This is a genomic window from Variovorax boronicumulans (assembly GCF_009811375.1).
Lineage (GTDB): Bacteria > Pseudomonadota > Gammaproteobacteria > Burkholderiales > Burkholderiaceae_C > Variovorax > Variovorax boronicumulans.
This window is the reverse complement of record NZ_BKDH01000001.1, coordinates 3,586,283-3,611,457: the sequence shown is the minus strand read 5'-3', so window position 1 is coordinate 3,611,457 and position 25,175 is coordinate 3,586,283. Positions and strand designations below refer to the sequence as shown.

Annotated in this window: 19 protein-coding genes and 1 pseudogene; 2 read left to right on the top strand and 18 right to left on the bottom strand. The window is 69.7% G+C overall.

Annotation, left to right across the window (positions count from 1 at the left end; all coding sequences use genetic code 11):
- Nucleotides 1–5: 5 nt before the first annotated feature.
- A complete protein-coding gene (locus VHAB30_RS16570) occupies nucleotides 6–1,547 on the bottom strand; it encodes an amidase (protein WP_159277799.1) in 1,542 nt (513 codons plus the stop codon).
- Between the two features lie 21 nt (nucleotides 1,548–1,568).
- Nucleotides 1,569–2,573: a Bug family tripartite tricarboxylate transporter substrate binding protein gene (locus VHAB30_RS16565; protein WP_159277797.1), complete on the bottom strand. Its 1,005-nt coding sequence runs from the start codon at nucleotides 2,571–2,573 to the stop codon at nucleotides 1,569–1,571.
- A gap of 216 nt (nucleotides 2,574–2,789) precedes the next feature.
- Here VHAB30_RS16565 and VHAB30_RS16560 point away from each other — a divergent pair, with 216 nt between their 5' ends.
- Complete coding sequence (locus tag VHAB30_RS16560) at nucleotides 2,790–3,665, top strand: LysR family transcriptional regulator (RefSeq protein WP_370869953.1); 876 nt, start codon at nucleotides 2,790–2,792, stop codon at nucleotides 3,663–3,665.
- 21 nt (nucleotides 3,666–3,686) lie between these two features.
- Here the strand turns inward: VHAB30_RS16560 and VHAB30_RS16555 are convergent, their stop codons facing one another.
- From VHAB30_RS16555 to VHAB30_RS16540, 4 genes are all read right to left on the bottom strand, one after another.
- Nucleotides 3,687–4,709 carry a Bug family tripartite tricarboxylate transporter substrate binding protein gene (locus VHAB30_RS16555; protein ID WP_159277793.1) on the bottom strand — a complete coding sequence of 341 codons (1,023 nt, stop codon included), beginning with the start codon at nucleotides 4,707–4,709 and terminating at the stop codon, nucleotides 3,687–3,689.
- Between the two features lie 85 nt (nucleotides 4,710–4,794).
- Nucleotides 4,795–5,478, bottom strand: a complete 684-nt coding sequence (locus tag VHAB30_RS16550) for a hypothetical protein (RefSeq protein ID WP_159277791.1) — start codon at nucleotides 5,476–5,478, stop codon at nucleotides 4,795–4,797.
- 123 nt (nucleotides 5,479–5,601) lie between these two features.
- Nucleotides 5,602–6,450 carry an acid phosphatase gene (locus tag VHAB30_RS16545; protein WP_159277789.1) on the bottom strand — a complete coding sequence of 283 codons (849 nt, stop codon included), beginning with the start codon at nucleotides 6,448–6,450 and terminating at the stop codon, nucleotides 5,602–5,604.
- A gap of 22 nt (nucleotides 6,451–6,472) precedes the next feature.
- On the bottom strand, nucleotides 6,473–7,801 hold the full coding sequence (locus tag VHAB30_RS16540) for a porin (protein ID WP_159277787.1): 1,329 nt from the start codon (nucleotides 7,799–7,801) through the stop codon (nucleotides 6,473–6,475).
- Nucleotides 7,802–8,224: 423 nt separating this feature from the next.
- Between VHAB30_RS16540 and VHAB30_RS16535 the strand changes: the two genes are divergently transcribed.
- Nucleotides 8,225–8,953, top strand: coding sequence for a Crp/Fnr family transcriptional regulator (locus VHAB30_RS16535; protein ID WP_159277784.1), 729 nt, complete (start codon nucleotides 8,225–8,227; stop codon nucleotides 8,951–8,953).
- Between the two features lie 13 nt (nucleotides 8,954–8,966).
- On the opposite strand, the gene VHAB30_RS16530 is transcribed toward VHAB30_RS16535, so the two are convergent.
- From VHAB30_RS16530 to VHAB30_RS16475, 12 genes and pseudogenes are all read right to left on the bottom strand, one after another.
- Nucleotides 8,967–10,013 carry an AraC family transcriptional regulator gene (locus tag VHAB30_RS16530; protein ID WP_159277783.1) on the bottom strand — a complete coding sequence of 349 codons (1,047 nt, stop codon included), beginning with the start codon at nucleotides 10,011–10,013 and terminating at the stop codon, nucleotides 8,967–8,969.
- 21 nt (nucleotides 10,014–10,034) lie between these two features.
- Complete coding sequence (locus VHAB30_RS16525; RefSeq protein ID WP_159277780.1) at nucleotides 10,035–11,030, bottom strand: Bug family tripartite tricarboxylate transporter substrate binding protein; 996 nt, start codon at nucleotides 11,028–11,030, stop codon at nucleotides 10,035–10,037.
- 43 nt (nucleotides 11,031–11,073) lie between these two features.
- Nucleotides 11,074–12,405 (bottom strand): DUF1254 domain-containing protein, encoded by a 1,332-nt coding sequence (locus tag VHAB30_RS16520; RefSeq protein WP_235926698.1) that lies wholly within the window; start codon nucleotides 12,403–12,405, stop codon nucleotides 11,074–11,076.
- On the bottom strand, nucleotides 12,402–14,762 hold the full coding sequence (locus VHAB30_RS16515) for an arylsulfatase (protein ID WP_159277778.1): 2,361 nt from the start codon (nucleotides 14,760–14,762) through the stop codon (nucleotides 12,402–12,404). Before VHAB30_RS16515 ends, VHAB30_RS16520 begins: the two co-directional genes overlap by 4 nt.
- A 54-nt stretch (nucleotides 14,763–14,816) precedes the next feature.
- Nucleotides 14,817–15,800 (bottom strand): Bug family tripartite tricarboxylate transporter substrate binding protein, encoded by a 984-nt coding sequence (locus tag VHAB30_RS16510; RefSeq protein WP_235926696.1) that lies wholly within the window; start codon nucleotides 15,798–15,800, stop codon nucleotides 14,817–14,819.
- A gap of 244 nt (nucleotides 15,801–16,044) precedes the next feature.
- Nucleotides 16,045–16,209: pseudogene (locus VHAB30_RS16505) on the bottom strand (acyl-CoA dehydrogenase family protein); the annotation flags it as partial.
- 9 nt (nucleotides 16,210–16,218) lie between these two features.
- Nucleotides 16,219–18,930, bottom strand: coding sequence for an NAD(P)/FAD-dependent oxidoreductase (locus VHAB30_RS16500; RefSeq protein ID WP_159277774.1), 2,712 nt, complete (start codon nucleotides 18,928–18,930; stop codon nucleotides 16,219–16,221).
- Nucleotides 18,931–19,146: 216 nt separating this feature from the next.
- Entirely contained in the window at nucleotides 19,147–19,803 is a 657-nt protein-coding gene (locus VHAB30_RS16495) for a winged helix-turn-helix domain-containing protein (RefSeq protein WP_159277772.1), read from the bottom strand.
- Nucleotides 19,804–19,881: 78 nt separating this feature from the next.
- Nucleotides 19,882–21,243: a TolC family outer membrane protein gene (locus VHAB30_RS16490; RefSeq protein ID WP_095950017.1), complete on the bottom strand. Its 1,362-nt coding sequence runs from the start codon at nucleotides 21,241–21,243 to the stop codon at nucleotides 19,882–19,884.
- 86 nt (nucleotides 21,244–21,329) lie between these two features.
- Nucleotides 21,330–21,983, bottom strand: coding sequence for an SCO family protein (locus VHAB30_RS16485; RefSeq protein WP_159277770.1), 654 nt, complete (start codon nucleotides 21,981–21,983; stop codon nucleotides 21,330–21,332).
- Between the two features lie 29 nt (nucleotides 21,984–22,012).
- On the bottom strand, nucleotides 22,013–23,797 hold the full coding sequence (locus tag VHAB30_RS16480) for a multicopper oxidase family protein (RefSeq protein WP_159277768.1): 1,785 nt from the start codon (nucleotides 23,795–23,797) through the stop codon (nucleotides 22,013–22,015).
- A 34-nt stretch (nucleotides 23,798–23,831) separates the two neighbouring features.
- Nucleotides 23,832–25,169, bottom strand: a complete 1,338-nt coding sequence (locus VHAB30_RS16475) for an HlyD family type I secretion periplasmic adaptor subunit (RefSeq protein ID WP_062470848.1) — start codon at nucleotides 25,167–25,169, stop codon at nucleotides 23,832–23,834.
- Nucleotides 25,170–25,175: the final 6 nt, after the last annotated feature.

Sequence of the window (25,175 nt, the reverse complement as noted above, 5' to 3'; positions counted from 1 at the left end):
GGACCTCAGACGACCGGCACCGGGGCGCCGTCGGTGGGCACGCTGGCGTGCCGGTCGTCGGGCGGCGCGGTCACGATCGAGTCGAGGGCCGGCTCGGCCTTGCGAAGGCGTGCGAGATCGGGCCGTGGCCGGCGCAGCCGCGGGTCCGGTGCGAAGGCCTGTTCCATCGCCTGCGCGGCCGACAGCAGCGCGAGGTCGCCGCGAAAGCGCCCCACCACCTGCAGGCCGAAGGGCATGCCGCGCTCGTCGGTGCCGCACGGCAGGCTGATCGCAGGGTGCGTGGTCAGCGTCACGACGTAGGTCAGTGCGAGCCAGCGGTAGTAGTTCTCCTGCGGGCGACCGTCGATCTGCAGCGCATGCGACTGCGTCCAGGCAAAGGGCGAGACCGGTGTCGTGGGCGAGAGCACCAGGTCGTAGTTCTCGAACACCTTCTGAAAGCGCTGGAGGATGCGCGTCTGTTCCGTCTGCGCCCAGGCCGCGTCCGGCAGGCTCATGCGCGCGCCCATCTCGTAGTTGCTGCGCGGGTTCGGGCCCAGGCTCTCGGGGGCGCGTTCGTAGGCTTCGCGCATGCCGGCGACGAAGGCCTCCGCACGCAGCACGTCGAAGCAACGGTGCACCTCGCCCAGGTCGAAGCGCACCTCGTCGCAGGCCGCAAAGAGCCCGCGCATGGCGGCCATGCGGTCGTGCATCGTCCGGCGGATCGACGGGTCGACATCGCACAGGCCGAAGTCGGGGGTCCAGGCCACGCGCAGGCGCGACAGGTCCAGCGGCGCCGGCCGCGCGAAGGCCGACGCATCCAGGGGATAGCTCAAGGGATCGCCCGGATGCGGGCCCGCCGTGGCCGCGAGCTGGAGGCAGGCGTCGGCCACATCGCGGCCCATCGGACCGACCACCGAGATCGGCGACCAGCCCAGGCTCTTGCGCACGCTGGGCACGATGCCCGGCGACGGCCGCAGGCCCACCACGCCGCACTTGGCGGCCGGGATGCGCAGCGACCCGCCGGTGTCGGAGCCGGTGCACACCGGCAGCATGTCCAGCGCCAGCGCCGCGGCCGAACCGCCCGAAGAGCCGCCGGCATTGAGGTTGGGGTCGAAGGGATTGCCCGTGGCCCCCCAGACCGGATTGCGGCTGTTGGCGCCGGCGCCCATCTCGGGCACGTTGGTCTTGCCCACCACGATCGCGCCGGCGGCGCGCAGGCGGCGCACCAGCTCGATGTCGTTCGACGGCACGTGGTTGCGCAGGGCGGGCGTACCCATGGTGGACAGCAGGCCCGCCGTCGGCTCGAGGTCCTTCACGCCCAGCGGCAGGCCGTGCAACAGGCCCAGCGGCTCGCCGCGCTTCACGGCCCGCTCCGCGGCGCGAGCCTCGGTGCGGGCGCGCTCGTAGCAGGTGGCGGTCACGGCGTTGACGAAGGGGTTGAGCTGTTCGATGCGCGCGATGCAGGCTTCGAGCAGCTCGACCGGCGAAAGGGCGCGCGTGCCGATCAGCCGTCGCAGCTCGACGGCGGAGAGTTCGACGAGATCGGAGGAGGAAGAAGTTTGGGTCATGGCTTTCGGAATGTGCCGCACTCAGTCGGCCTGGATGTTGGCGCGTCGGGCGACGGCGCGCATGAGCGGCAGTTCGCGTTCGATCTGCGCGAGCGAGGCGGCGGCGCCGGCGAAGGCCGGCTCCGCGCCCTGGGCCTGCAGGGCCGCCTGGGCCTGGGGCGTGGCGACGATCCTGGCGAGTGTCTTCTCCAGCCGCTCGCGCACCGGCGCGGGAGTGCCCTTCGGCGCCACGACCATGATCCAGGTGTCGGCATCGACCTCGGGGTAGCCGGCCTCGGCGAAGGTCGGGACCTGCGGCAACTGCGAAGAGCGCTGCCGGGTGGTCACGGCGATCGCCTTGACCTTGCCGCCCTTGAGCTGCGGAATGGCGGCGGTGACGGTGTCCACCGAGAACGGCACCTGGCCACCGATCAGGTCCGTCATGGCCGGTGCGCTGCCCCGGTAGGGCACGTGCATGATCTTCGCGCCCACCGCCTGCAGGATGATCTCGCCGGTGAAGTGCGAGGACGTGCCCGTGCCGAAGGACGCGTACGAGTACTTGTCGGGGGCCGCGCGCATCGCGCTGGCGAACTCCTTGACGTTGCCGATGGGCACGTTCTTGTTGGCCAGCAGGATCAGCGGAATGCGCGCGACGATCGCGACCGGCTCGAAGCTGCCGAGGGCGTCGTAGGGCAGGTTCGGGCGGATGGCCGGGTTCATCGTGAGGGTCGAGCCCGAGCCGAGCAGCAGCGTGTAGCCGTCGGGCGATGCCTTGGCCACGAACGCGGCGCCGACCGCCGTGCCGGCACCGGGGCGGTTGTCGATGAGCACCGGCTGTCCCAGTTCCTCCGACAGGCGCTGGCCGACCAGGCGCCCCACCGTGTCCGCGCTGCCGCCGGGCGGGTACGGCACCACCAGCGTGACGGGGCGCGTCGGGTAGGCCGGTTGTGCTATCGCGGGCAGGGCCGTGCCGAGGCATGCGGCCAGGCCAGCGAGGACGGCACAGCACCAGCGCCGATGCGGCGCTTGCGAACGGGGAGCGTTCATTGACAGGGTCCTTCCGTAGAGCGAAGAGAAGAGGGGAGGGGAAATGCTGGGGCACGCTCTGCGGTGTAGCAAGCACAATGATTGGAAGGTTGCGTTGCTGCTGGCGCAACGCAGACCACGCCGATGAAATCTCCCACTTCCAAGTCTCCCGCCCGGGCTCGCACCGGGGCGCGCACCGAACGCCCGATCAACCAGCGCGTGCTCCAGGAGGAGTCGATGCGCTACTTCCTGGAGGTGGCGCGCGTCGGCTCGGTCACCGAGGCGGCCGTGCGGCTGAACGTGGCGCCGTCGGCCGTGAGCCGCCAGATCGGCCGCATCGAACGCGAGCTCGACACCCTCCTGTTCGAGCGCCGCGCCCGCGGCATGGCGCTCAACTCAGCCGGCGAGCTGCTGGCGGCGCATGCGCGTCGGGCCTGGCTCGACATCGAGCGCGTGACCGACGACATCCTCGCGCTGCGCGGCCTGCGCAAGGGCGAGGTGCGCGTGGCCGCGACCGAAGGCTTCGCCTACGAGTTCCTGCCGGCCCTGGTGGCGGCGTTCCAGGCGCGCTGTCCCGGCATCCGCTTCTCGCTCGACATGTGCGTGCAGCGCGAAGTGGCGCGCCGCGTGCGCGAAGGCCTGGTCGACCTCGGCGTGACGGTGAGCCTGGGCTCGGAGCACGGCCTGGACGTCGAGATCCGGCACCCCTCGCCCGTGTGCGCCGTCATGGCGCCTTCGCATCCGCTGGCCGAGCGGCGGCAGGTGTCGCTGGCGCAGGTGGTGCACTACCCGCTCGCGCTGCCGGCGCCCACGTCGACGCTGCGCCAGCTGCTCAACATCAGCTGCGCCCGCCAGCGCCTGCCGCTCGAGGCGGCACTGACCAGCGACCACCTCTACCCGCTGGTGCACTACGCGGCGCACGGCCAGGCCGTGACCTTCTGCGGCGAACTCGCGCTGCGCCAGCAGCTCGAGAACGGCACGATCGTGGCGCGTGCCTTGCGCGACCGCGAGATGAACGAGCGGCATTTCGAGGTGCAGAGCATGGCCGGTCGGCGCCTGCCCGATGCGGCGCGCGCTTTCGTCGAGCACCTGCGCGAAGTGCTCAGCGCCTGATGCGCGGCGCGGGGCCGAAGCTCAGTCGGCCGTGATGTTGTTCGCCTTCACGACGGCGCCCCACATCTTGTACTGGTCGCGGGTCATCGCGCCGAGCTGCTCGGGCGAGCCGCCACCGGGCTCGTCCCCGCGATCGACGATGCTCTTGACCACGGTCGGCTCCTTCAGTGCCGCGTTCATCGCGCTGTTGGCCTTCTTCACGATCTCGGGACTCAACCCGGGCGGCCCGTACAGGCCGATGAAGGAGATGATGCTGAAGTCCTTGATGCCGCTTTCCGCGGCGGTGGGCACGTTCGGCAGCATCGGCGAACGCTTGTCGCTGGTCACCAGCAGGGGCCGCAACTGGCCCGACTTCACGAACGGCGCGACGACGGAGGTGGCGTCGAACATGGCGTCGAGGCGACCGGCCATCAGGTCGACCATCGCCGGGCTGCTGCCCTTGTAGGGCACATGGTTCATCGCCGGGTTGCCCAGGCGCTCGCGCAGCAGTTCCATGGTGACGTGGATCAGCGAGCCTGCGCCCCCCGTTCCGTAGTCGATGCCCTTGCCGCTCTTGGCACGCGACTTCACCTCTTCGGCGAACTGCGCGTAGGTCTTGATCGGCGACGTGGCGGGCACCACCAGCACCAGCGGCGACTGCAGCATGATGCCGATGGGGGTCATCTTTTGCGGATCGACGATGCCGAGCTTGGTGTACACGTGCGGCATGATCGTCATCGAGCCGTTGCCCACCAGCAGCTTGTGGCCGTCCGGTGGCGCCTTCATCAGTTCGACGGACGCGATGTTGCCGTTCACGCCGGCCTTGTTGTCGATGACCACGGGCTGGCCGAGCGCGCCCTGCATGCCGTTCGTCAACACGCGGCCGGCGAAGTCGGTCTGCCCGCCGGGCGGGAAGCCGATCAGCAGCGTGATCGATTTGCTGGGCCAGGCCGTCTGTGCCCACGCGGGGCTTGCCCCGAAGGCGCCCAGGCCGAGTGCCGCGGCACCCAGGCAAAGAAGCAGGCGCCGCGGCGCTGCACGAAGGGGCTGGGTGGCTTGGATCATGAAGTCCTCCGATGGGTCGTCTGTGGCAAATCGCAGCGCGCCCGCCCGTGGATCGACGCACGGGCCGGGGCGCTGCCCTGCGGGCTCAGTTCACGGCGAAGCAGTACATCAGGCCGGCACTGCCGCTTTGCTTGAGCTGGTCGACGCTGCAGCCCCGCGTGCCGTGCGAGGCGTTCCACGAGGCGTTGGCGACCGGGTCGGGGTTGGTGCCCTTCTTGTCGTGGTGGCCGACGATGGCCGAGCCGTCGACGCTGCGCGTCCAGTTGCCGCAGGTGGTGTCCTTGCCGGCGGCGGCCGGTGCGAGCGTGCCGTCGGGGCGCGAGCCGGTGAGGATGTCGTGCCGGTTGACCGGGTCGCCGAAGCCCGAGACCACCTCGCCCTTTTCGGTCAGCGAGGTGTCCTTGCCGAGCTTGGCGTTCGCGCTGTGCAGGTCGGCCACGCTGGTGGCCACGACCACGCCCTTGGCGTTGCGCCACGGCCCGGTGCCGATGCGGTCGCGTGCGTTGACGGCCGGCTGGCCGCCCGCTTCGGCGGCGCTCAGGTAGGCACGCCAGGTCTTGCCGCCCGCACCGGCGCTCGCGGCCAGCGCCTGGCACTGGCGGTCGGCGCCGGCCAGGCCGCCGAGGTCGCCGCCCTTGCCGGGATTGGCACTCGTGATGAAGAAGCTCATCGGGTTGGCGTCCTTGCCCGAAGACATGACGCCGCATGCAGCGAGGAGCGCGACCGCCGAGGCCGCGGCACCCCATGACAGAACGGAACGATGGCGCATGCGAGGTCTCCTTGGAGTGGTTGGAGTTGGCGAGGCTACCCGCTTCGCACACGCAGCGTTCCCCTCGACAACCCGCAGACACGCTGGCCGTGGGCGAGGTGGTCGAGGGGGTGCGGCGCGCGCTCAGGGCGTCAGCGCCGCGGAGCCCGCGATCGCATTCGCCTCGGCCGCGCAGTCGGCCGCAGGCGGGGCGCTGTCCGGGCGGCTGCGTGCCTGCGCGATCTCGTTCTTCGCCGCGCTCACCTGCGCCGTGAACACCGGGTTGGCATGCAGCCGGCCCACGGTCGCCGCGCCGATCAGGCGTCCCGCTTCGATGTCGCTGCGCCAGTGCACGCCGCAGATGCCGCGGCTTTGCGCGAAGGCGCGGCCGCGCTGCAGCAGCGCGTCCGCGCGCTCCGGCGCGAGCTCCGTCAGCACCAGCGCCCAGGCCCAGCCCAGCGCCGAGTGCCCGGAGGGGTAGGAGCCGTCCTTGGCCAGGTGCGCTTCTTCCTTCGGCGTGCAGCTCGCGGCCTTCAGTGCCACGAAGGGCCGCGTGCGCTGGTACTTCTCCTTGGCCTTGTAGGTGGCGCCGCCGGCATCGGCCAGCGTGCGCCGCAGCAGCATGTTCAGGTGCGGCGTCTGCTGCTCGGAGATGCGCACGCCCAGCGCGCAGGAGAAGGTGGAGGCCGCCTCCGGAAAGCGCAGGTTGGCGTCGCGCACCGCGAGCGCGCCGCGCGGCGAACCCTGCAGCGCGGTGAGGCTGCGGAACGCGGCGACGTCGGCCGCCAGCGCGGCCGAGTTCGCCTCGGGCGGCGGTGGCAGCAGCGCGAGGCTGTCGGGCATCTCGGCCGAGGCCAGGTAGCCCTTGAGATAGCCCGACCCCGGGCGTGTTTCGCCGACGTCGGCCGGCGAGGTGGTCGGCGCGGGCGGCGTGGCGCATCCGCCCGCGAGCAGGGCCGCGATGAGCAGCGGCGACAGGTGTTTCAAAGCCATGGGTACCTCCTTTCGCATGCGCTCAGAACGCGTGGCGGATGCCGAAGTCGTAGCCCATCGACGAGCGCGGCGCCCAGCCTGCAGCCTGCGCGGTGCCGCCCGTGAGGTAGGCGGCCGAGCCGCCGGTGATGGCGCCCATCACGCCGGGGTTGTTCCAGCCGTCCTTGATGCGGATGCGCGACACCGAGGCGTACAGCGCGGTGCGCTTGGACAGGTTGTGCACGTAGCCCAGCGAGATCTGGTTGGCCGTGGTGTCGCGGTTGCCGTTCAGGCCCCACAGCAGGCTGTTCAGGTCGGTCGCGGCCGGTGCGCCGTTCTTGTACTTCACCGAGGCGTACGACGCGCGGATGAGGCCCGGGCCCACGGGCACGGTCACGCCCAGCATGTAGCCGTTGTACTTGTCCTTGCGCGTGGCGGTGTTCATGAACGGGACCGCCAGGCCCGGCAGGTTCTGCAGCGTGCCGGTCTCGTTCTTGTCCTGCACGCGCGAGACCTCGGCGAACAGCTTGGCAGGGCCGAAGTTGTACGACGCGCCCAGGTTCAGCGCGTTGATCTTGCGCTCCTGCGTGGCGGTCGCGATGCCCAGCGCGTTGAGCGTGGTGCTGTCGGCGGCGGTGCTCTGGCCGTAGGCGATGGCCATGTCGAGCGGTCCGCTGGCATAGCCCAGGCGGCCGCCCACGTAGCGGCCCTTGGCCGATGGCGTGCCGGGCTGGTCGCTGCGCTGGGTGTTCTCGTGCAGCGTGTACTGCAGCTGGCCGTAGACGCCGCCCAGGTTCGGCGGCAGGAAGTAGCCGATCGAGTTGCCGGTGCGGATGTAGTTGTCGGTCGCGGCCACCACGGAGCCGGGGCCGGCGATGGCGGCGATGCGGCTGTTGATGTTGGCGATGAGGTTGGTGCCCACGCCGTTGGTGCCGAAGGGATCGAAGACGGTGTCGTTCCAGAAGGTCGCGGCGTAGTCGCGGCCCAGGCGCAGTTCGCCGAACGGGCCCGACAGGCTCATCGTCGAGCGGCGGTTGAAGTTGCTGATGCCCTTGGCGCCGTCGTCGTTGGTGATGCCCGACTCCAGCCAGAAGCTCGCCGCCAGGCCGCCACCCAGGTCTTCCGTGCCGCGAAAGCCGACACGGCTGCCCGCATAGCCCGAGTTCGACAGCGCGGTCTGGCTCGTCTTGGCACTGCCGCCCGCGGCGTTCGCCGGTGGCAGCGCGAAGGGGTTGGGGCTGTGGTACGTGCTCTTGGACGTGTAGCGGCTGATGCCGACGTCGACGATGCCGAACACCGTGACGGACGATTGCGCCGATGCAGTGCCGGCGGCGGTGAGGAGAGCCAATGCGGCCAGGGAGTGATGTTTCATGGCAGGTCTTGCTTTGCTTGCTTCTTCAGGGATGAACGAGTCCGCTGGTGCGCATCGCTGCGTTCCAGGGCTCGGGTGTTCCGAAGGGCGGATGCCCTTCGGGGACTTCGGGAAAAAGGGGGGCGGCCTCTAGCCGCGCGCGCAGGGCGTGTGGCCGCGCATCACGGCATTCGCATCGCGTCGCGCAAGCCGCGCATGCCGCGCAGGGGTCTCGTCGTTCGCGCGTTGCGTCGCATGGGCGACGCAAGAAGCCGGATCAACGAACGCGCCGCGGTGCTGCGAAACAGCGGCAGGCGTGCAGGCAGGGAACGTGCATGTCTCACTTAGGGAGTTCCTCGTTGTTCTTTGATTGGCCAGTCCTATGATAGGAATCGCTGCTCTTCGAATCCGTCAACCAGGCAACAGTTTTTGCTGAGTCATCCCATGGAATACCCGCAACCCGTATCGCAGAGCACAAGGGAAGAGATCGAGCACGGGCTGAGCACGTGCGCGGTGTTTCTCGACTGGCCGAAAGACCGGCTGCGCGAGTTGGCGAACGCCGCGCGCGCCAGGCACTACCGGCGCCGCACGCCGCTCGTGAGTCGCGGCAACCACCAGCGGGAGGTGTTCGTGATCGTGTCGGGCTCGATCGAGATCGCGGCCACCAACGCGGCCGGCGACAAGTACATCCTCTCGGTGCTCGGGGCCGGCCAGATCACGCGCATGGTGCATCTCATCGACGACATGCAGCCCATCTTCGCCTTCGATGCGCGCGCCGATTCGCACATCATCCACATCCCCGGTGCCGCGATGCGGCGCATCCTCGATGCGGAGCCGATGCTGTGGCGCAGCATCGCCCAGACCATGCTGCGGCGCTATCGCATGAGCGCCGAGATCCTGCAGGACCAGGTGCTGGGCTCGGTGCGCCGGCGCACGGCGATCACGCTGCTCAACATGGTGTATCGCTACGGGGACGCGAGCGGCGCGCCGTGCGACACCGAGCTGCGCGTGTCGCAGACCGACCTGGCGAACATGCTGGGCGTGTCGCGCCAGACCGTCGGCAAGGAACTGGCGCAGTTCAAGGACGAGGGCGTGCTCGGCTGCAACGAGGGCTACCGCCTGGTCACCGTGGTCGACCTGCCCCGACTGCACCGCATCGCCGCGGAAGACTGAGCCGAGGCCTCACTCAGCACGGCGCGCAGGCCAGGCGGTAGGCGTGCGGGCTGGTGCCGGTCCAGCGCACGAAGGCGTGCCTGAAGTTCGCGGCCTCGCTGTAGCCCAGGCGCTCCGCGATCTCCTCGGTGGTCATGCGGGTCTTGCGCAGGTACTCGATGGCCAGCCGCAGGCGCACCTCGTTGAGGATCGACCGGTACGTGGTGCCGTGCGTGGCGAGCCGCCGCCGCAGCGTGCGCGGCTCCAGCGCGAGCGTGCGGGCCATCGACTCGATGCTCGGAAAGCGCCACGGCATCTGCTCCACCAACTTGCGCCGCACCGCCGCGGCGATGCCCCCGGCATGCGCGAGTCCGGCCACGAACTGCTGGCAGCTCTCGCTGGCCATGGCGTGCGTGAGCGGATCGTGCAGGCGCGGCGCGCGCGTGCACCAGGCCTCGTCGAACTGCAGTGCGTTGTCGGGCTGGCCGAACTGCACGGGGCACTGGAACCACGCCTCCCAGACGCCCGCGCCGTGCTCGGGCGCGGGGCAGGCCAGGCGCAGGCCCGTGAAGCCGAAGCCATCGCCGTACAGGTCGCGTGCCAGCGTCAGGTGGGCCGCGAAGGTGAAGGCCAGCGCAAAGCGGTAGAGCGGGTCGCGCGGGTCGGGCGACACCAGCACCTCGAAGCTGCAGGTGCCGGGCGCGTGCACGGGGTCGTGGTGCATGTCGGCCAGCGGCCCGATGGCGCGGCGGTAGGTGATGGCGAACTCGATCAGCGCGCTGAAGGTGGGGCTGCTCTGCAGCGCATAGCCCCACATGCCGTAGGCCGTGAGGTGCATGCGCGCGCCGGCACGCAGTGCCACCGTCGGGTTGCGTGCCAGCGCGAGCGCATTGCGCAGCAAGGTGACCGTCTGCGCATACGACACGCGCGTGCCGGGATCGCGCAGCGCGGCCTCGTCGAGCTCGCTGCCGGCCAGGGCCTGTGCGGCGGGGATGCCGTCCGAGGCCAGCGTGGCGACGATCGCGGCGATGCGCTGCGGGGTGTACACCCGGGGTTCGAAATCGGGAGGCGGGTGATGCACGGTTCTCGGGAAACGGAGCAATCAGTCCAGCGTGACGCCCGTGGCCCGCGTGAGCTTCAGCGACACGGGCAGGAACGCCTTGTACGCCGCCGAGGCTTCGGCCGGCGTGTTGCCGATGGGCTCGGCGCCCATGTCCTCGATGCGGCGCTGCACCTCGGGTTGCTTCACCACGGCGGCGACTTCGCGGCTGAGCTTCTCGACCACGGCATCGGGCGTCTTGGCGGGCACCAGCAGCGAGGTCGGCGCCATGAGCATGAACATGTCGTCCTTGTAGCCCTGCTCGGCGAAGGTCGGCACCGTGGGGGCGGCCTTGGCGCGTTGCGCGCCCGGCACGGCGATGGCGCGCAGCTTGCCGGCCGCGACGTAGGGCTGGAAGGTGCTGATGGAACCCACGGTCATCTGGATCACGCCGCTGAGCAGGTCGACCGCCATCGGGCTTTCGCCCTTGTAGGCCGCGTGCAGCGTCTGGGTGCCGTAGGTCTTGTCCATGAAGACCTGCATCTGGTGCGGCTGCACGCCGGGGCCCCAGGAGCCCATCGCGTACTTGCCGGGCGCCTTGCGCACGGCCTCGACGAGGCTTTTGAAATCCTGCGCCGGCACGGAAGGGTGGACGACCATGATCGTGCGCGTGCTCGCGATGTCCGACACATGGCGCAGGTCGGTGCGCGGGTCGTAGGGCAGCTTCTTGTACAGCGCCAGGTTCGCGGCGATCGGGCCCGGCACCGACAGCAGCACGGTGTAGCCGTCGGGCGCGCTCTTGGCCACGTAGTCGGTGCCGATGATGCCGCCTGCGCCGCTGCGGTTCTCCACCAGCACGGGCTGCTTCAGCCGCTTGGAGAGCCCGTCGCCCACCAGCCGCGCGAGCGCGTCGGCCGAGCCGCCGGCCTGGTACTGGACGATGATGCGGATCGGCTTGCTCGGGTAGTCGGCCTGCGCCAGGGCGGCACCGGCCGCCAGGTGGAGCCCGACGATGCACAGGCCGGGCGCGCGCAGCGCGCGGAAGCGGGAACGGGTCATGAAGTGAGTGCCTTTCGGGTGGGAGACGATGCGGTCGGTTCGGTCAGGGCAGGCGCTTCAGCGCAGGCGGTGCCCAGCGCCCGTCGAGCACCGGCGCCTGCGGCACGTACAGGCGCAGGTTCATGCTGAAGGGGCCGGCGGGCGCGGGCAGCCAGTTCGGGGCCTTGGCCGGGCCCGGCGACGCGTGCTGGATGTACAGGTCCAGCGAACCGTCGGCGTTGAAGGCGAGCGCGTCGCGGTCGCCGATGGCGTAGCGGTTGAGCGCGTTGTCGACGAAGAACTGGTCGGGGCCGTACAGCGTCAGCGACCAGAACGCATCGGCCGGCGGCAGCTCGTGCGCGTCGAAGTGCAGCACATAGCGCGCAGTGCCCGACAGCGGCTGGCCCTCGCTGTCGCAGACCGAGCGCGGGTACATCGCCTCTTCGCGCGGCAGGGCGCCCAGCCCGGCGTAGGCGACGAAGGCGCGCGCCAGGTAGTCGTTGCCGTAGACGCCCACATTGCTGCCGAGGCTCCAGCCGTTGCGCACCATGCGCATCGCCGGTGCGCGCTCGAGCATGCGCCGGTAGGCATCGGGCGCGGCACGCGTCAGGGCGCGTTGCACGGCCTCGGGTGCTTCGGCCAGTGAGAAGCGGCGGCCGGGAACGAGGCCGATGCGTTCCATGCGCAGCAGCAGCGCACCGTCGGTGGCATGCGGCGGGTTGCGCTGGAGCAGTTCGGCGAAGAGCGCGAAGAAGTCGCCGGCGCCGAGCGCGGCCACCTGTTCGACGGGTGGGCGCATGTCCAGCGCTGCATCAACGTGGCCGGCGGGTGGGTCATGGGGCTTGCCCCAGGCCGACAGCGGCACGGCCTCGAAGCCGGCCTGCAGCGTGTGCACGTGGGCGTAGTCGGCCGCGCCGTTGGTCTGGATGCGCCCCACGATCCAGCCCACGTCCGTGGGGCTCACGATGGCGCGCACGCCCTCGGGCAGCGTGCCTTGCCAGCGCGGGCCGACGAGCGCGAAGTGGCCGCCGCCGTTGCCGTTGGTGCGCGTGCCCAGCGTGGCGAACACGTCGGTCCACAGGTCGTAGAACGGAATGACGTGGTAGCGATCGCCCATGTCCGGCAGCGTCAGCACCAGCGGCTCGTCGCCGACGTCGTACCAGATGTTGGAGTACAGCGTGTCGGCGTTGGGACGCACCACGTCCTTGAAGCCGGCGTCGGGGTAGGTGGGCACGTGCACGAAGCGGTTCATCGGCCCGCGCACGCGCGCGCCGTCCGGCTGCGCGACGTTGGTGGCGACGCGGCGCGTCAGCTCCATCACCACCATCGGATAGGCATAGGTGTAGGCCTCGATGCCGATGGCGTAGGCGTCTGCTTCAGTGATCAACGTGCTCACGACTGGGCCTCCGCATAGCGCAGCCAGACGTCGTGGATGCGCCCGTCGAAGCCGAACGGCGCACGGTCGAAGTACTCCGCCGCCACTGGCGAGCCCAGGTCGCAGCCGACGTCGAAGGTCTCGCAGGCCGAGAAGATGGCCGTCACGGTGACGCCGATGTCGCACGTCGCCACCTGCACGCCATCGACGCGCAGCACGGCGTGCGCGGGCCGCTGGGGCGCCGTGCCGTCGCTCATCGTGAACTCGACGTCGATCGCATGGCGTCCGGCGGCGATGCGCGCGGGCGAGCGCGCCTTGAAGCGGTACATGCCGAGCATGTTGTATTCGTAGGCCAGGTGGCCGTCGTCCAGGTACAGGCAGATGCCGCCGTTGAAGCCGCCCAGCGCGAACAGCACGCCGCTCGCGCGCTCGCCCAGCGTGGCATCGACGGTGGCCGTGTGGCTGCGCGTCTTGATGTTGGGCGCGCAGTTCTCCGGAATGCGCGTGATGTCGCCGCTGAAGTGCCACGAGGTATGCCGGGGCGCGATGCGGTGCTGCGGCTTCAGCGTCAGGTGGTAGATCGCGCCCAGCGGATAGACGTGGTTGATGCCCGCCTGCACGGCGAACATCTCCTTCATCTGCGCCAGCTTGGCCGGCTGCGCCTGCGCCAGGTCGTGCGCTTGCGCGTAGTCCTTCGCGACGTGATACAGCTCCCAGACGTCGTTGTCCGGGTCCCAGGTGGCCAGCCCGGGCGCGGCGCCCGCGACCCAGGGAATGCGCGGGCCGAACACGCCCGCGGTCCAGCCGTCGTGGTGCACCATGCGGCTGCCCGCCACCTCGAAGTACTGCACGCCCTTGCGGCCCCCGGCCTGCGGATGGGCGAAGGTGTAGGCCATCGAGATGCCGTCCAGCGAATCCTGCCGCACGCCGTTGAGCTCGCTCGGCGGCGTGATGCCCAGGATCTCGTAGAGCGTGGGCGCGATGTCGTTGACGTGGTGGAACTGCGAGCGCGGCGTGGTGTCGGGCTGGATGCCGCGCGGCCACGACACGACCAGCGGCGTGCGCGTGCCGCCGAAGTGCGCGGCGATCAGCTTGGTGCTCTGGAACGGCGTGGAGCCGGCCCAGGCCCAGCCCGCGTGGTACATGTTGTCGGTCTTGCGTCCGCCCAGCGCGTCGAGGCCGCCCAGGCCTTCCAGCAACTCGAGGTGCTGCGAGATTTTTGTGGAGATGCGGTTCTGCGCCAGCAGCTCGACCACCGTGCCGTTCTGTCCTTCGGCGCTGCCGCCGTTGTCGCTGAACACGAAGAACACCAGCGTGTTGTCGCGCAGCCCGAGCTGCTCCAGCTCGTCGACGACCTTGCCGATCTGCGCATCGGTGTGCTCCAGGAAGCCGGCGTAGACCTCCATCAGCCGGCGCTGGAACGGGCGCTCGGCCTCGGGAATGCTGTCCCAGCTGGCGAGGGTCTCGGGCCTTGGCGTGAGCTCGGCGGTCTCGGGGATCCAGCCCATCTTCTTCTGGCGCGCGAAGGCGCGTTCGCGGTAGGCGTCCCAGCCGTCGTCGAACTTGCCCTTGTACTTGTCGGTCCATTCCTTGAAGACGTGGTGCGGGCCGTGCACCGCGCCGGGCGCCCAGTACATCAGGAAGGGCTTGTCGGGCGTGATGGCGCGGTGGCGGCGCAGCCAGCCGCAGGCCTTGTCGGCCATGTCCTCGCTCAGGTGGTAGCCCTCGTCGCGCGGCGGCTCGATGAGCGTGGTGTTCTCGACCAGGCGCGGCTCGTACTGCGAGCTCTCGCCGCCCAGGAAGCCGTAGAAGTGGTTGAAGCCGTGGCCGGTGGGCCAGCGGTCGAAGGGGCCCATCTGCGTGGTCAGGTTGGCCGGCGTGTTGTGCCACTTGCCGAACGCGGCCGTGTTGTAGCCCCAGGCCCCGAGCACCTCGGCCAGGGTGCCGGCGCTCTTGGGGATGACGCCCACGTAGCCGTCCCAGTCGGTGGCGTATTCGGAGATGTGGCCGTAGCCCACGCGGTGCGCGTTGCGCCCCGTCAGCAGCGAGGCGCGCGTGGGCGAGCACACGCCGCAGTTGTGGAAGGCGTTGTAGGTGATGCCGCTGCCGGCCAGCCGCGTCAGCGTGGGCGTGTGGATCTCGCCGCCGAAGGTGTCGGGGTGCGCGAAGCCGGCGTCGTCGAGCATCACGATCAGCACGTTCGGTGCGTCGTCGCGCAGGTGCGGCACCGCCTTGCGCCGCGCGTGCGTGGACTCCGACAGCTTGCGCCCCGCGATGCTGGCGCTGGGCGGTGCGTCGAAGGGCAGGTGGCTGCCCTGGCCGGGCAGGGTGTTGAAGCCGCCGAGGGTGGCGGAGGGGTTGGATTTTTCTTGTGTCATGGGGTCTCCGGGGACGCGCGGGGGCATGGCCCCGGCGTCGTGGTGGATAGGGCGTCAGTCCAGCGTGACGCCGATGGACTTGACCAGGGCGCTCCAGTCCTGCAGGTCCTGGCGCAGGACTTCCTTGAACTGCTCCGGCGTGGGGCGCGGCAGGTCCGTGAAGTTGAGTTCGCGCAGGCGCTGGGTCACAGCCGGGTCCTGCAGGGCGCGGTAGATCTCTTCGTTCAGGCGCTTGACGACGGCGGGCGGTGTCTTGGCCGGCACGAAGAAGCCGTACCAGGTGTAGTTCTTGAACGGGAACCCGGCCTGCGTCATCGTGGGCACGTCGGGCAGCATCGGCAGGCGGTCGGGGCCGCTGTAGGCCAGGGCCTTGACCCGGCCGGCCTTCACCACCTCGATGGTGGAGGAGATGTCGGCGAAGCCGGCGTCCACCTGGCCGCCCATGAGGTCCTGCACGCAGGGGCTGCTGCCCTTGTAGGGCACGTGCAGCAGCGAGATGCCGGCCTGCTTCTTCAGGCTCTCCATCGTGAGGTGGCCGCCCGAGCCGTTGCCCCACGAGCAGTAGTTCAGCTTGTCGGGGTGGGCCTTGGCATAGGCGACGAAGTCCTTGAGCGTGTTCGGCGGCAGGTCCTTGCGCACCAGCAGCAGGTTGCCGCCGCGGCCCACCTGCGCGACGGGCGCGAAGTCCTTGAGCGGCTCGTAGGGCAGCTTCTTGTAGAGCGCCGGGTTGATCACCATCGTGGCGGCGTAGGTGAACAGCACGCGCGTGCCGTCGGCCGGCCCCTTGGCGACGAAGTCGACGCCCAGGATGCCGTTGGCGCCGGCGCGGTTGTCGACGATCACGCTCTGCTTGAAGGCCTTGCCCAGCACGTCGGCGAACAGCCGCGCGATGAGGTCGGTGCCGCCGGCGGGCGGCGTGGGCACGACGATGGTCACCGTCTTGCCCGGGTAGGCGGCGCCTTCCTGTGCCGTGGCCGCGCCGGCGAGGGCGAGAAGGGCCAATGCGGTGAGTGCCGGCCGCAGCAATGTCCTGTTCACGGAAATGTCTCCTTGGGAATGGGTCGCGCAGTCCCCGCGCCCCTGGGCGCGTCCCCCATGGCTATGGGGGAGGGACTGCGTCTCCATGCTAGGAAACAGCGGCCATCGATTCCGTCAACCAGCCGACAGATTCGCCGACACCGGCTCGGGGAATACCCTCTGGCTCAGCCGGAGGCGGGCTGCCTGCCGACCGGCGAGGGCGCCTTGTCGTTCCGTGGTCGCGCGCGCCCTCGACGGGGTACTGTCATGCGCCGAGCTTGCGCGCGATCAGGTCCTTCATGATCTCGCTCGTGCCGCCGTAGATGCGCTGCACGCGCGCGTCGGCATACATGCGTGCGATCGGGTACTCGACCATGTAGCCGCAGCCGCCGAACCGCTGCAGGCATTCATCCAGGACCTTGCCCTGCTGCGTGTAGGGCTAGGCCGCCAATGCCACCGAATGCTGCTGCCAGTCCCCACGCTCCAGCAAGGCGGTCATCGTGGAGACCGGCGCGTGCTCGCGCACGGCCGGAATGACCTCGTCCGCCTCGTCCGGCGATCCGACCAGCACCGCGCCGACAAGCCGGCCCTCGGCGACCACCAGCTTGCGATAGATGCCTTGCGCAGGCTCGGACTGCGTCAACTCGAATTCGCCGGGCCGCGCGGCGTGCACGGAGCCCGCGGAGCGGACGTCGATGCCCGAGACCTTCAGCGCGGTCACGGGCACATGGCCGCGATAGACGCGCTTGCCGCCCAGCGCATTGACGGCCGCAATTTCTCCCTGCTCGGCAGCCACGGCCCACAGGGGGATCGAGTGGCCCTCGAACTCGGCCACATCGCCTGCGGCGTAGACATGGGCGGCGCTGGTGCGCATCTGTGCGTCGACGATGATGCCGCGGCCGAGCGCCAGGCCGGCGGACTGCGCGATGTCGACGTTGGCGCGCACGCCGGTGCACACCACGACCACGTCGGCGGGGAGTTGGCGTCCGTCCTTCAGCACGAGCCGCGCCACGCGGCCCTCGCTGCCCGGCTCCAGCCGCGCGGCGTCGGCACCGGTCATGACATGGATGCCCTGGGTTGCCAGGTGCGCTTCCAGCAAGACACTGGCCGGGGTGTCGATCTGCCGGTCGAGGATCTGGCCGCTGTTCGACAGCACCTGGACCTGCGCCCCGAGCTGCGCCAGCGCCTGCGCGGCTTCCAGGCCGAGCAAGCCGGCCCCCAGCACGACCGCGCAGGTGCCGTGGAAGCGCTGCATGTAGTCGCGGATCGCCATCGCGTCGTCGGCATCGCGCAGCACAAAGCTGCCTTCGATGCCGTAGCCGTCGAGCGGCGGGACCCACGCCGAACTGCCCGAGCACAGGATGAGCCTGTCGTAGCCCAGCGTCTCGCGAGTCGCCAGCGTGAGCTCGCGACGCTGCGTGTCGACGCCCGACACATGCGTGTTGAGCCACGCGGTGACACGGTGTTCGGCATACCACTGCTCGGGCAGCAGGTGCAGGCCCTGGACACCCGTCGGCATGCTGATCAGCTTGGCAATGGCCATCCGGTTGTAGGCGTTGTGGTTCTCGCGGCCGATGAGATGGATCTCGCAGTCGGGGTGGCGGCGCCGCACATGGTCGGCCGCGGTCAGGCCGGCCACGCCGTTGCCCACGATCACGACGCGGCGGATCGACGCATCGAAGGGCACGACTTCGGGCTTGCGTGTCTCGCGCGCCGCCGGGGTCGCCTCCCGCTTCAGGTCGATGCGGATGGGCCCGGCATTGCGGATGCGCGCCATGCAGGCCAGGCGCGTGCCGTCGGCGCAGCCGAGCCGGGCCAGCGTCGCCCGCTCGTCGCTGCCGATGGGGGCGAGCCGCTCGCCGCCCGCCACGACGGCGATCGGGTCGGCGCCGCACACGCCGGAACGACAGCCGGCGTTGATGGGGGCGCCGCAGTCCTCGAGCGCCTCGAGCAGGGTCTGGCCCTTGCGGATGGGGGTCTTCATGCCGGTGGGGTCGATGCAGAGTTCGGCAGGCTGCGTGGACGCATCCGCCGGCGCGGCCGCAGCGGCCTCGTTCTCCGGCGGGGTTGCAACCGGCGCCTTGCGCGCGGCGTCGTTCGGGCCGCGGTGCAGCCGCATCGTCTCGATGACGATCGGTGCCAGCCGGGAACCGTCCCGGACACCCTTGCGCAGTTCACGGCGAAGGAACAGGCGCTCGACATGCAGCGACCGCGCGATCCACGTCAGGCTCGCGATGATCGTCAGGCCGCGCAGCGTGGCGACGACTTCGGGGGCGATGGGCATGCCGCTCAGGCTGCTCAAGGTGCTGACGACCAGCGGGGCGGTGAACCAGTAGTACAGCGAGAACGCGGCCGCCGCGAAGAGCACCGGCGACAGGTTGCGCGTCTTGCTGCCCAGCAATTCGATCAGGTTGAAGAGCGTCAGGCTGGCCGCCATGTAGACCAGCATCTGCATGACCGTGGAGACCGGGCCGATCTCGGCGGGCGAAGGCACGAGGTAGTAGCCGAGGATCAGGCCCGGAAAGACGCCCGCGAAGAAGCTGCGGAAGTTGCGGTAGGCCGGGTTCGGGTCGTACTGGTCGGCCAGGTAGGCCGCGCCGGGGTTGAGGTCGTAGCAGTTCTTGGCGCAGCCCACGCACGGTTCGCAGTGCGTGTTGGCGATGCGGATGAACGGCGTCTGGCCGTACAGCCGCTGCACCGGCAGCAGGGGGCAGATGCTGCTGCACCAGCCGCTCTTGCCCTTGAACAGCAGGCCGCCGATGAGCGCCGCCCCCATGGCTGCCGCCAGCAGGCCGGCGGTGGCCATGCCGTTGCCGTTGAACAGCAGCTTGCGCGCGACGACCGCGCAGATCAGCAGGCCGATGCCGATCGGAAATGCCGCGCCCTGCGACAGGCGGCGGCTCGTGAGTGCGCGCGTGATGCCGAGCCTGCGGGGGATCTGGTTGATGGCGGCCAGCGGGCAGACGTTGCGCCACAGCCCGGGTGCCAGCATGAACACGAGGGGGAGCGACGGCACGATCAGGCCCCAGAACAAGGGCATCGCGGTGGCGGGCCGCAGCGCCAGCATGACGGCGAGAGCCAGGGCCGAGGCGATGCTCACCACGCGCAGCGCGCGCCACACCGCTTTCGGCACGATGGTCGGCAGCTGCATGAAATTGGCGAAAACGAGAGCGGGAGAGGGCTTGAACATGGTTCGGTGGTACCTGCGTGAGAAGGTGTCGCCATTCATGCCCCGGGGGGACGCTGCGACAGTGGTGGCGCCATCGGTGAGTGATGGGGCTCTGCGAGTGGTGCGATTCTGGCCAGTCGCACGTCTTAAGGTTGCTATCTTGTGTGCGGCACGCTTACGAGTCTGAAGACGACGGGCTCAGGTGTTCAGGCGGTAGCCGACCCCGCGAATCGTGCGGATGATCTGCCGCCCGAGCTTGCGCCGCACGTTGGACAGGTGCACTTCCAGGGCGTTGCTCGTGGGGGCGCCGTGAATCCCCTGCACCAGCAATTCCACCTGGGCCTTGGGGACCGTGTGATCGAAGCGCAGCGCGAGCGCCTCCACCAGGTTCCATTCCCGCTCGGTCAGCGCGACAGGCATGCCGCAGCGGACCGTCGTCCGGCTGCCCAGGTCGAACTCGACGTCGCCGCACCGCACGCGCGGCGTCGCCAGGCCCGCGGCCCGGCAACGCAGTGCCCGCACCCTCTCGGCCACCAGTTCGGGGCGGCACGGCATCACCACGAAGTCGTCCGCGCCCGCGTCGAGGACCTCGGCCTGCGCGGCCGGGCCAGGCGCTCCCACCATCAGCATCAGGACCGGCGTGGTGATGTGCTGCACCCGCAACAACCGGACCCAGTCGAGTCCCGATCCGTCGGGCAACTGCGAGCTGACGAGCAGCACGTCGTAGGACTCGTTCTCCAGCACGTCGATGTCGCCGAGCCGCTCGACGCTGTCGATCAGGAACCCGTTCTTGCGCAAGTGCGTGAACAGGCCGTCGTCGACCCGCGCGCGATCCTGAAGCAGAAGCAGTCGCATGGCGTCACCTGCATGTTCAGCGCCGTCATGGCCGCGAGCAGTCGCTGGTGCTGTCGGTACGTGCCATGGCATGCCTCGTCATTGGCGAGCCGGCGTTCTCCTGGACACGGAGACGGGCGCCGCGCTGTCGACCGGGGTGCGGCCGTGGGTTGCAAGCGCGGCATCGATGGCGTTCAGGTCCTCGGGCACCAGCGTGCCGTTGGCCTGCCGCAGCTTGAGATTGCCGAGCAGCACCGAATAGCGCGCCACCGCCAGGTCGCGCTTGGTCTGGAACAGCTGACTCTGCGCGTTGAGCACGTCGATGTTGATGCGCACGCCCACCTGGTAGCCCATGCGATTGGCCTCCAGCGCGATCTGGCTGGAGACCTCGGCGGCTTCGAGCGCTTTCACCTGGCCGGCGGCCGACACCAGCCCCAGGTAGGTGGCGCGGGTGGCCTGCGCGACGCCGCGGCGCGTGGCCTCGAGCAGCGAGCGCGACTGGTCTTCGAGCGCCAGCGTTTCCCTGACGCGGTTCTCGATCGCGTAGCCGGCAAACAAGGGCAGATTGAGGGAGACGCCCACGGTGAGGGCCTTGACCCGCGAGCGGCCCGGCGTGGTGTTGGTGCCCTGGGGGTTGTTCGTGACGTTGTAGCCCAGGGTCGCATCGAGCGTGGGCAGGTGGCCGGCCTGCGCCTTCTGCACCTCGAGCCCGGCCACGTCCAGGCCCAGGCGGGCCTGCTGGATCGCAGGGTGCCCGGCATCCGCGTGCGAGGTCCAGACCTCGATGTCGGCGGGCGCGAGCGGAGGCAGCACCACGGGCGCCGCCAGCGGCACGGGCACGCTGCCGGTGCTGCCGACGAGCTGGTCGAGCACGATCTTCTTCACCTGCAGGTCGTTCTCGGCGGCGATCTCCTGCGCGATCACCAGGTCGTAGCGGGCCTGCGCTTCGCGCGCATCGGTGATGGTGGTGGTGCCGACTTCGAAGTTGCGCTTGGCCGATGCGAGCTGCTCGGCCACGGCCACCTTCTGCGCGCGCACCAGGGCCAGGCTGTCCTGGCTGGCGAGCACGTCGAAGTAGGCCTGGCTCACGCGCACGATGAGGTCCTGCTCGGCGATGGTGAGCACCATCTGCGCCACCTCGGCCTGCCGCTGGCCCTGCTCGTAGGCGGCCCAGTTGGCGGGGCGGTACAGCGGCTGCGTGGCGTTGATGCCGACGCTCTGGGTGTTGAACCCGCGCGTCGTTGCGCTGCCTTCCGTCGAGAGGTCTTGCCGGGTGTGCGAGGCGCCGGCCGAGAGGCCGACGGTGGGCAGGATGCCGGCCCTGGACTGCGCCGCCCGCGCCAGCGTGGCCTCGTACTGGGCCCGCGCGCCCTGGTAGGTGGCGTCGTAGCCGCGCGCCGACGTGTAGATCTCGACCAGGCTCTGGCCATGGACGGGCCACGCAAAGCTCGCTGCGAGCACGGCGCCCCATGCCGGGACGAGACGCTTCCCGGTGGCGGGGGCCCGTGAGCCCTGTCCACCGGGTGGGGGTCGGCGCAGGCGCTGGTTCAGACCGTGCTCCGAGGGTCGGCCTGCAAGATGGCGCCACCCGCGCGGCGAACCGCGGCCGGGCTGCGATCGACATGCAGGATGGCGGCCACGATCTGCTCGGGCGCCGCCAGCGCCGGCGCCATCGACCAGCGGTCATAGACGTCGTTGCCGATGCGCACCATGCCGGTGTGGCGATTGATCTCCTTGTCGACCTTCGGGTCCGGGTCGTAGAAGCCCAGGGCAAAGCGCACGAGGTCGATGTTGCTCCGGCTCCCGGTCAGGAAAAGCCAGCCCGGGTTCACGCTGTGCATCTCGGCGTAGTCGGCCAGGTGCTCCGCGGTGTCGATCTCCGGGCGGATGGTGATCGAGTACATGAAGATGTCCCGGCCCACCCGATGAGCCAGGCGCTCCTGCACGCGCAGGAGGTTGTTGGTCATGAGCGGACAGATGCCTTCGCAGTCCGCATACATCATGTTGATGGCGACGATCTTTCCCCGGACCAGGTCGTCGTAGAAGTTCACCTTCGCCCCGGTGTGGGTCTTCAGTTCGACGTTCGGCATGCGACGCCCCGGGCGTGCAGCCGTTGCCGGCGCCTCGGCGGAGGCGGGCAGGCCGAACGCGTACAAGGACGCGACGCCCAGTCCGGCGATCAAGTGTCTGCGGTGGTTCATGAGAATCTCCTGAAAGTCATCGGCGTTCTTCACACGATGTCGAAGCGAACCATCATTGCGTGGTCCTCGTGGGTGAGGTTGTGGCAGTGCATCAGGTACTTGCCCGAGAAATCGCGAAAGCGCACGAGCACCCTCACGGTCATGAGTTCGCCGACGACGAAGACGTCCTTGCGTCCGCGCTCGTTCACGGGAATGGGCAGGCTCACGCCGTTGACGCTCTTGCTGAGAATCCGTCCCTCTTCGAAGTGCACGTGGATCGGGTGCTGCCAGCCGTTGTCGGGATTGATGAACTCCCAGATTTCGGCGGTGCCCCGGGTGACCCTGGCTCTGGCAGTGAGCGAATCGAAGAACAGCCCGTTGACGTTCCACATGCCGCTGTTGCGCTGGAACACCCAGGTGCGAACCGGCAGGGCCGCGAGTTCGCTGGCACTGGGCAGGTCGCGCAGCGGGCGCAGCACGCTTGGCACCACGCTCAGGTCGGGCGTCGGGGGCTGGCGATCGACGATGAACTTGAGCACGCGCGTGCCCGGCGACTGCACCACGCCGGGTTTGCGGGTGTCGACCTGCGTGAGCTGGTTGACGAGGTACAGCGTGGTGTTCAGCGGGAATCGCGAGAAGTCCACCACGATGTCCGCGCGCTCGGCCGGGGCGATCCGCACCCTCAGCTGGTTCAGGATCGGTGCCGGCAGCAGGTTGCCGTCGCTGGCGATCTGCGTGTACGGGTACACGATGGTGCCGCCCGTGTTCTGCAGCACGAACTCGTAGAAGCGCGACGGCCCGACGTTCAGCAGCCGCAGCCGGTACTTGCGGCGTGCGACGCGCAGCACCGGCTCGATCTTGCCGTTGACCACGATCTTGTCGCCCAGCACGCCCTCGGGGTTGAGCTCGTCGAAGGTCAGCCGGCCGCCCGAGTCGAACCGCTTGTCCGAGAAGCTCAGGGGGTAGTCGTACGCGCCGCTGGGCAAACGCAGCCCCGTGGTCTCGTCGCCGGTGTCGAGCGCGTCGAAGACCATGTAGCGCCCGAACATGCCCTTGAGCACGTTCGGTGCCGTCACGCCTTCCGTGTGGTCGTGATAGAAGAGCGAGCCCAGGGCTTCGCGCGAGTCGCCGAGGCCGCCGAACTCGTCGAAGCCGGCGTAGAGGTTGGGGTAGAAGTGGTCGTTGAAGGTCCCCGGCGCGGTCAGCGTCACGCCGCCCTGGACGGCGCTGTAGAAGTCGCTCGCGAAGCCGTCGCTCTCCGACGGCGTGTGCATGTTGTGCAGGTGCGTGCTGATCTCAGGCGAGCCGAATCCCGTGTGGTTCTGCGGCAGCTGGTTACGGATGCGGCAGATGACCGACTGCCCGTAGCGCGCGTGGATCGTGGGGCCCGGCGTGGTCACCCCCGGCGTGTTGCCTTCGTAGCCCCAGATGGGCTGCGGGGGGTAGTAGGGGTTGTTGCCGTTGAACAGCCAGGCCGGGTTCTCCTTGGCCGTCAGCTGGTACAGCAGCGGCGTGCCGGCCTTGCCGGGCACGGTCAGTTCCGCGTAGCGCTGGTGCGGCGCACGCCCGCACTCGCCGCCCGCGATGTTCGCGTTGAGGGTCGGGGCCGGGGTCAGCGTGGCCAGCGGTGTGAGCGGCGTGACCTGGTTGGGCAGGTCCTCGACCCACGGTGTCGTCGGCGGGCTGGGCGGCAGGGGCGTGGGTTGTGCGCGGGTCTTGCCCGGTGTCAGGACCAGGGGGGCGGCCGTGGCTGCCAGCGAGGCCTTCAGGAACGTGCGTCTCTTGCTGTGGGCGACAGGCGTCACGGGGTCGTGGTGGTTGGAATCCTTGCGCATGATGTATTCCCCTCGTTGACAGAGAACAGCCCCGCTACATCTGCCGTCCCGATCGGCGGATGGTGGAGGTGATGGGCTCGATGACGTACTGCAGCGCGGTCTGCGAGACGCCCGCGATGTAGACCTCGGCGGGCATGCCCGCCTGGAGCTTGAAGTCGCCGATGGCCCTGAGCGACTCGGCGTCGGCCAGGATCATCACGCTGTAGTAGGGCAGGTTGGTCTGGCGCTCGATCAACCGGTCGCCGGCGACATAGGTCACCTTGCCCGTGACCATCGAGGTGTTGCGGTACTTGAAGGCGGTGAACTTCACCCGCGCGCGCTGGTTGAGGTGCACGTTGCTGATGTCTTCCGGACGGATGCGCGCCTCGATCATCAGCTGGGCATCGCTGGGCACGATGTCCGCGATCGACTCCCCGGGCCCGACCACCGCGCCGGGCGAGGTGAACTTCAGGTCGATCACCTCGCCGCTGGCCGGGGCCACGACGACCTGCCGCTGCGCCGCGTCGTTCGACTTGCGCTGCTCCTGCTCGATCTCGCCCAGGCGCTGGGTGGTGGCCTTGAGCTGGTCGCTCGCGGCCTTCACGTAGTCGTTGCGGATCGACTGGATCTTCAGGTCGATCTCCACCAGGCGCTGGGCGGCGCGCGCCAGTTCCGTGCGCCGCTCTTCGAGCTTGGCCGCGTACTCCATCACCACCGATTCGAGCTGGGAGATCCGGCTCGACGAAATGAAGCCTTCCTGGATCAGGCCGCGGTTGGCCTCCAGGTCCTGGCGCTGCAGGACGAGCGAGTTCTGCGCCTGCGCGATCTGCGCGTGCACGGCGACGATTTCCTGCTGCACGCGATCGCGCTGCGTTCTCATGAGCGAGGCCGCGCTGTCCAGCGAATGGCGCTGGGCCTGGAACAGCGCCGTCTCCTTGAGCAGGGCCTGGCCGATGCGATCGTCCTGCCGGGCCGCGCGCAGCAGGTCTTCGGGGAAGGCGAGCGTCTTGGCGACGGACTGCTCGGCCTCCAGGCGCACCAGCATGGCGCGCTCCAGATGGACGCGGTAGCTCAGGCGATTGCGGTCGGCGTCCACGCGCACGTCGCCCAGGACCAGGATCGGATCGCCGGCGTTCACATGCTGGCCGTCGCGCACCATGACTTCGCGCACGGTGCCGCCTTCCAGGTGCTGCACCGGACGGCGGTTGAGGTCCACCTTGACGAACGCGGGGGCCACCACCGCCATCGAGAGCGGGGCGAGGCCCATCCACAGGCCCAGGGGCAGGATCGCGCCGAGGATGACCCAGCATCCGCTTCGCGCGAGGCGTCGTGCGTGCTCCCGGCTGCTGCGTGGGGCGGCAACGGGAGGCATCGGGAGTGTGGCGGTGCTCATGGTGCG

What these genes read in the sequence shown, in the direction of transcription:
- VHAB30_RS16560 (WP_370869953.1), top strand. Translation starts at nt 2,790, where the DNA reads ATGCGCTACTTCCTGGAGGTGGCGCGCGTCGGCTCGGTCACCGAGGCG.
- VHAB30_RS16495 (WP_159277772.1), bottom strand. Translation starts at nt 19,803, where the DNA reads ATGCGACTGCTTCTGCTTCAGGATCGCGCGCGGGTCGACGACGGCCTG.
- VHAB30_RS16500 (WP_159277774.1), bottom strand. Translation starts at nt 18,930, where the DNA reads ATGCAGCTGCCGACCATCGTGCCGAAAGCGGTGTGGCGCGCGCTGCGC.
- VHAB30_RS16480 (WP_159277768.1), bottom strand. Translation starts at nt 23,797, where the DNA reads ATGCGCAAGGATTCCAACCACCACGACCCCGTGACGCCTGTCGCCCAC.
- VHAB30_RS16570 (WP_159277799.1), bottom strand. Translation starts at nt 1,547, where the DNA reads ATGACCCAAACTTCTTCCTCCTCCGATCTCGTCGAACTCTCCGCCGTC.
- VHAB30_RS16515 (WP_159277778.1), bottom strand. Translation starts at nt 14,762, where the DNA reads ATGACACAAGAAAAATCCAACCCCTCCGCCACCCTCGGCGGCTTCAAC.
- VHAB30_RS16540 (WP_159277787.1), bottom strand. Translation starts at nt 7,801, where the DNA reads ATGAAACATCACTCCCTGGCCGCATTGGCTCTCCTCACCGCCGCCGGC.
- VHAB30_RS16535 (WP_159277784.1), top strand. Translation starts at nt 8,225, where the DNA reads ATGGAATACCCGCAACCCGTATCGCAGAGCACAAGGGAAGAGATCGAG.
- VHAB30_RS16545 (WP_159277789.1), bottom strand. Translation starts at nt 6,450, where the DNA reads ATGGCTTTGAAACACCTGTCGCCGCTGCTCATCGCGGCCCTGCTCGCG.
- VHAB30_RS16475 (WP_062470848.1), bottom strand. Translation starts at nt 25,169, where the DNA reads ATGAGCACCGCCACACTCCCGATGCCTCCCGTTGCCGCCCCACGCAGC.
- VHAB30_RS16565 (WP_159277797.1), bottom strand. Translation starts at nt 2,573, where the DNA reads ATGAACGCTCCCCGTTCGCAAGCGCCGCATCGGCGCTGGTGCTGTGCC.
- VHAB30_RS16555 (WP_159277793.1), bottom strand. Translation starts at nt 4,709, where the DNA reads ATGATCCAAGCCACCCAGCCCCTTCGTGCAGCGCCGCGGCGCCTGCTT.
- VHAB30_RS16550 (WP_159277791.1), bottom strand. Translation starts at nt 5,478, where the DNA reads ATGCGCCATCGTTCCGTTCTGTCATGGGGTGCCGCGGCCTCGGCGGTC.
- VHAB30_RS16485 (WP_159277770.1), bottom strand. Translation starts at nt 21,983, where the DNA reads ATGAACCACCGCAGACACTTGATCGCCGGACTGGGCGTCGCGTCCTTG.
- VHAB30_RS16525 (WP_159277780.1), bottom strand. Translation starts at nt 11,030, where the DNA reads ATGACCCGTTCCCGCTTCCGCGCGCTGCGCGCGCCCGGCCTGTGCATC.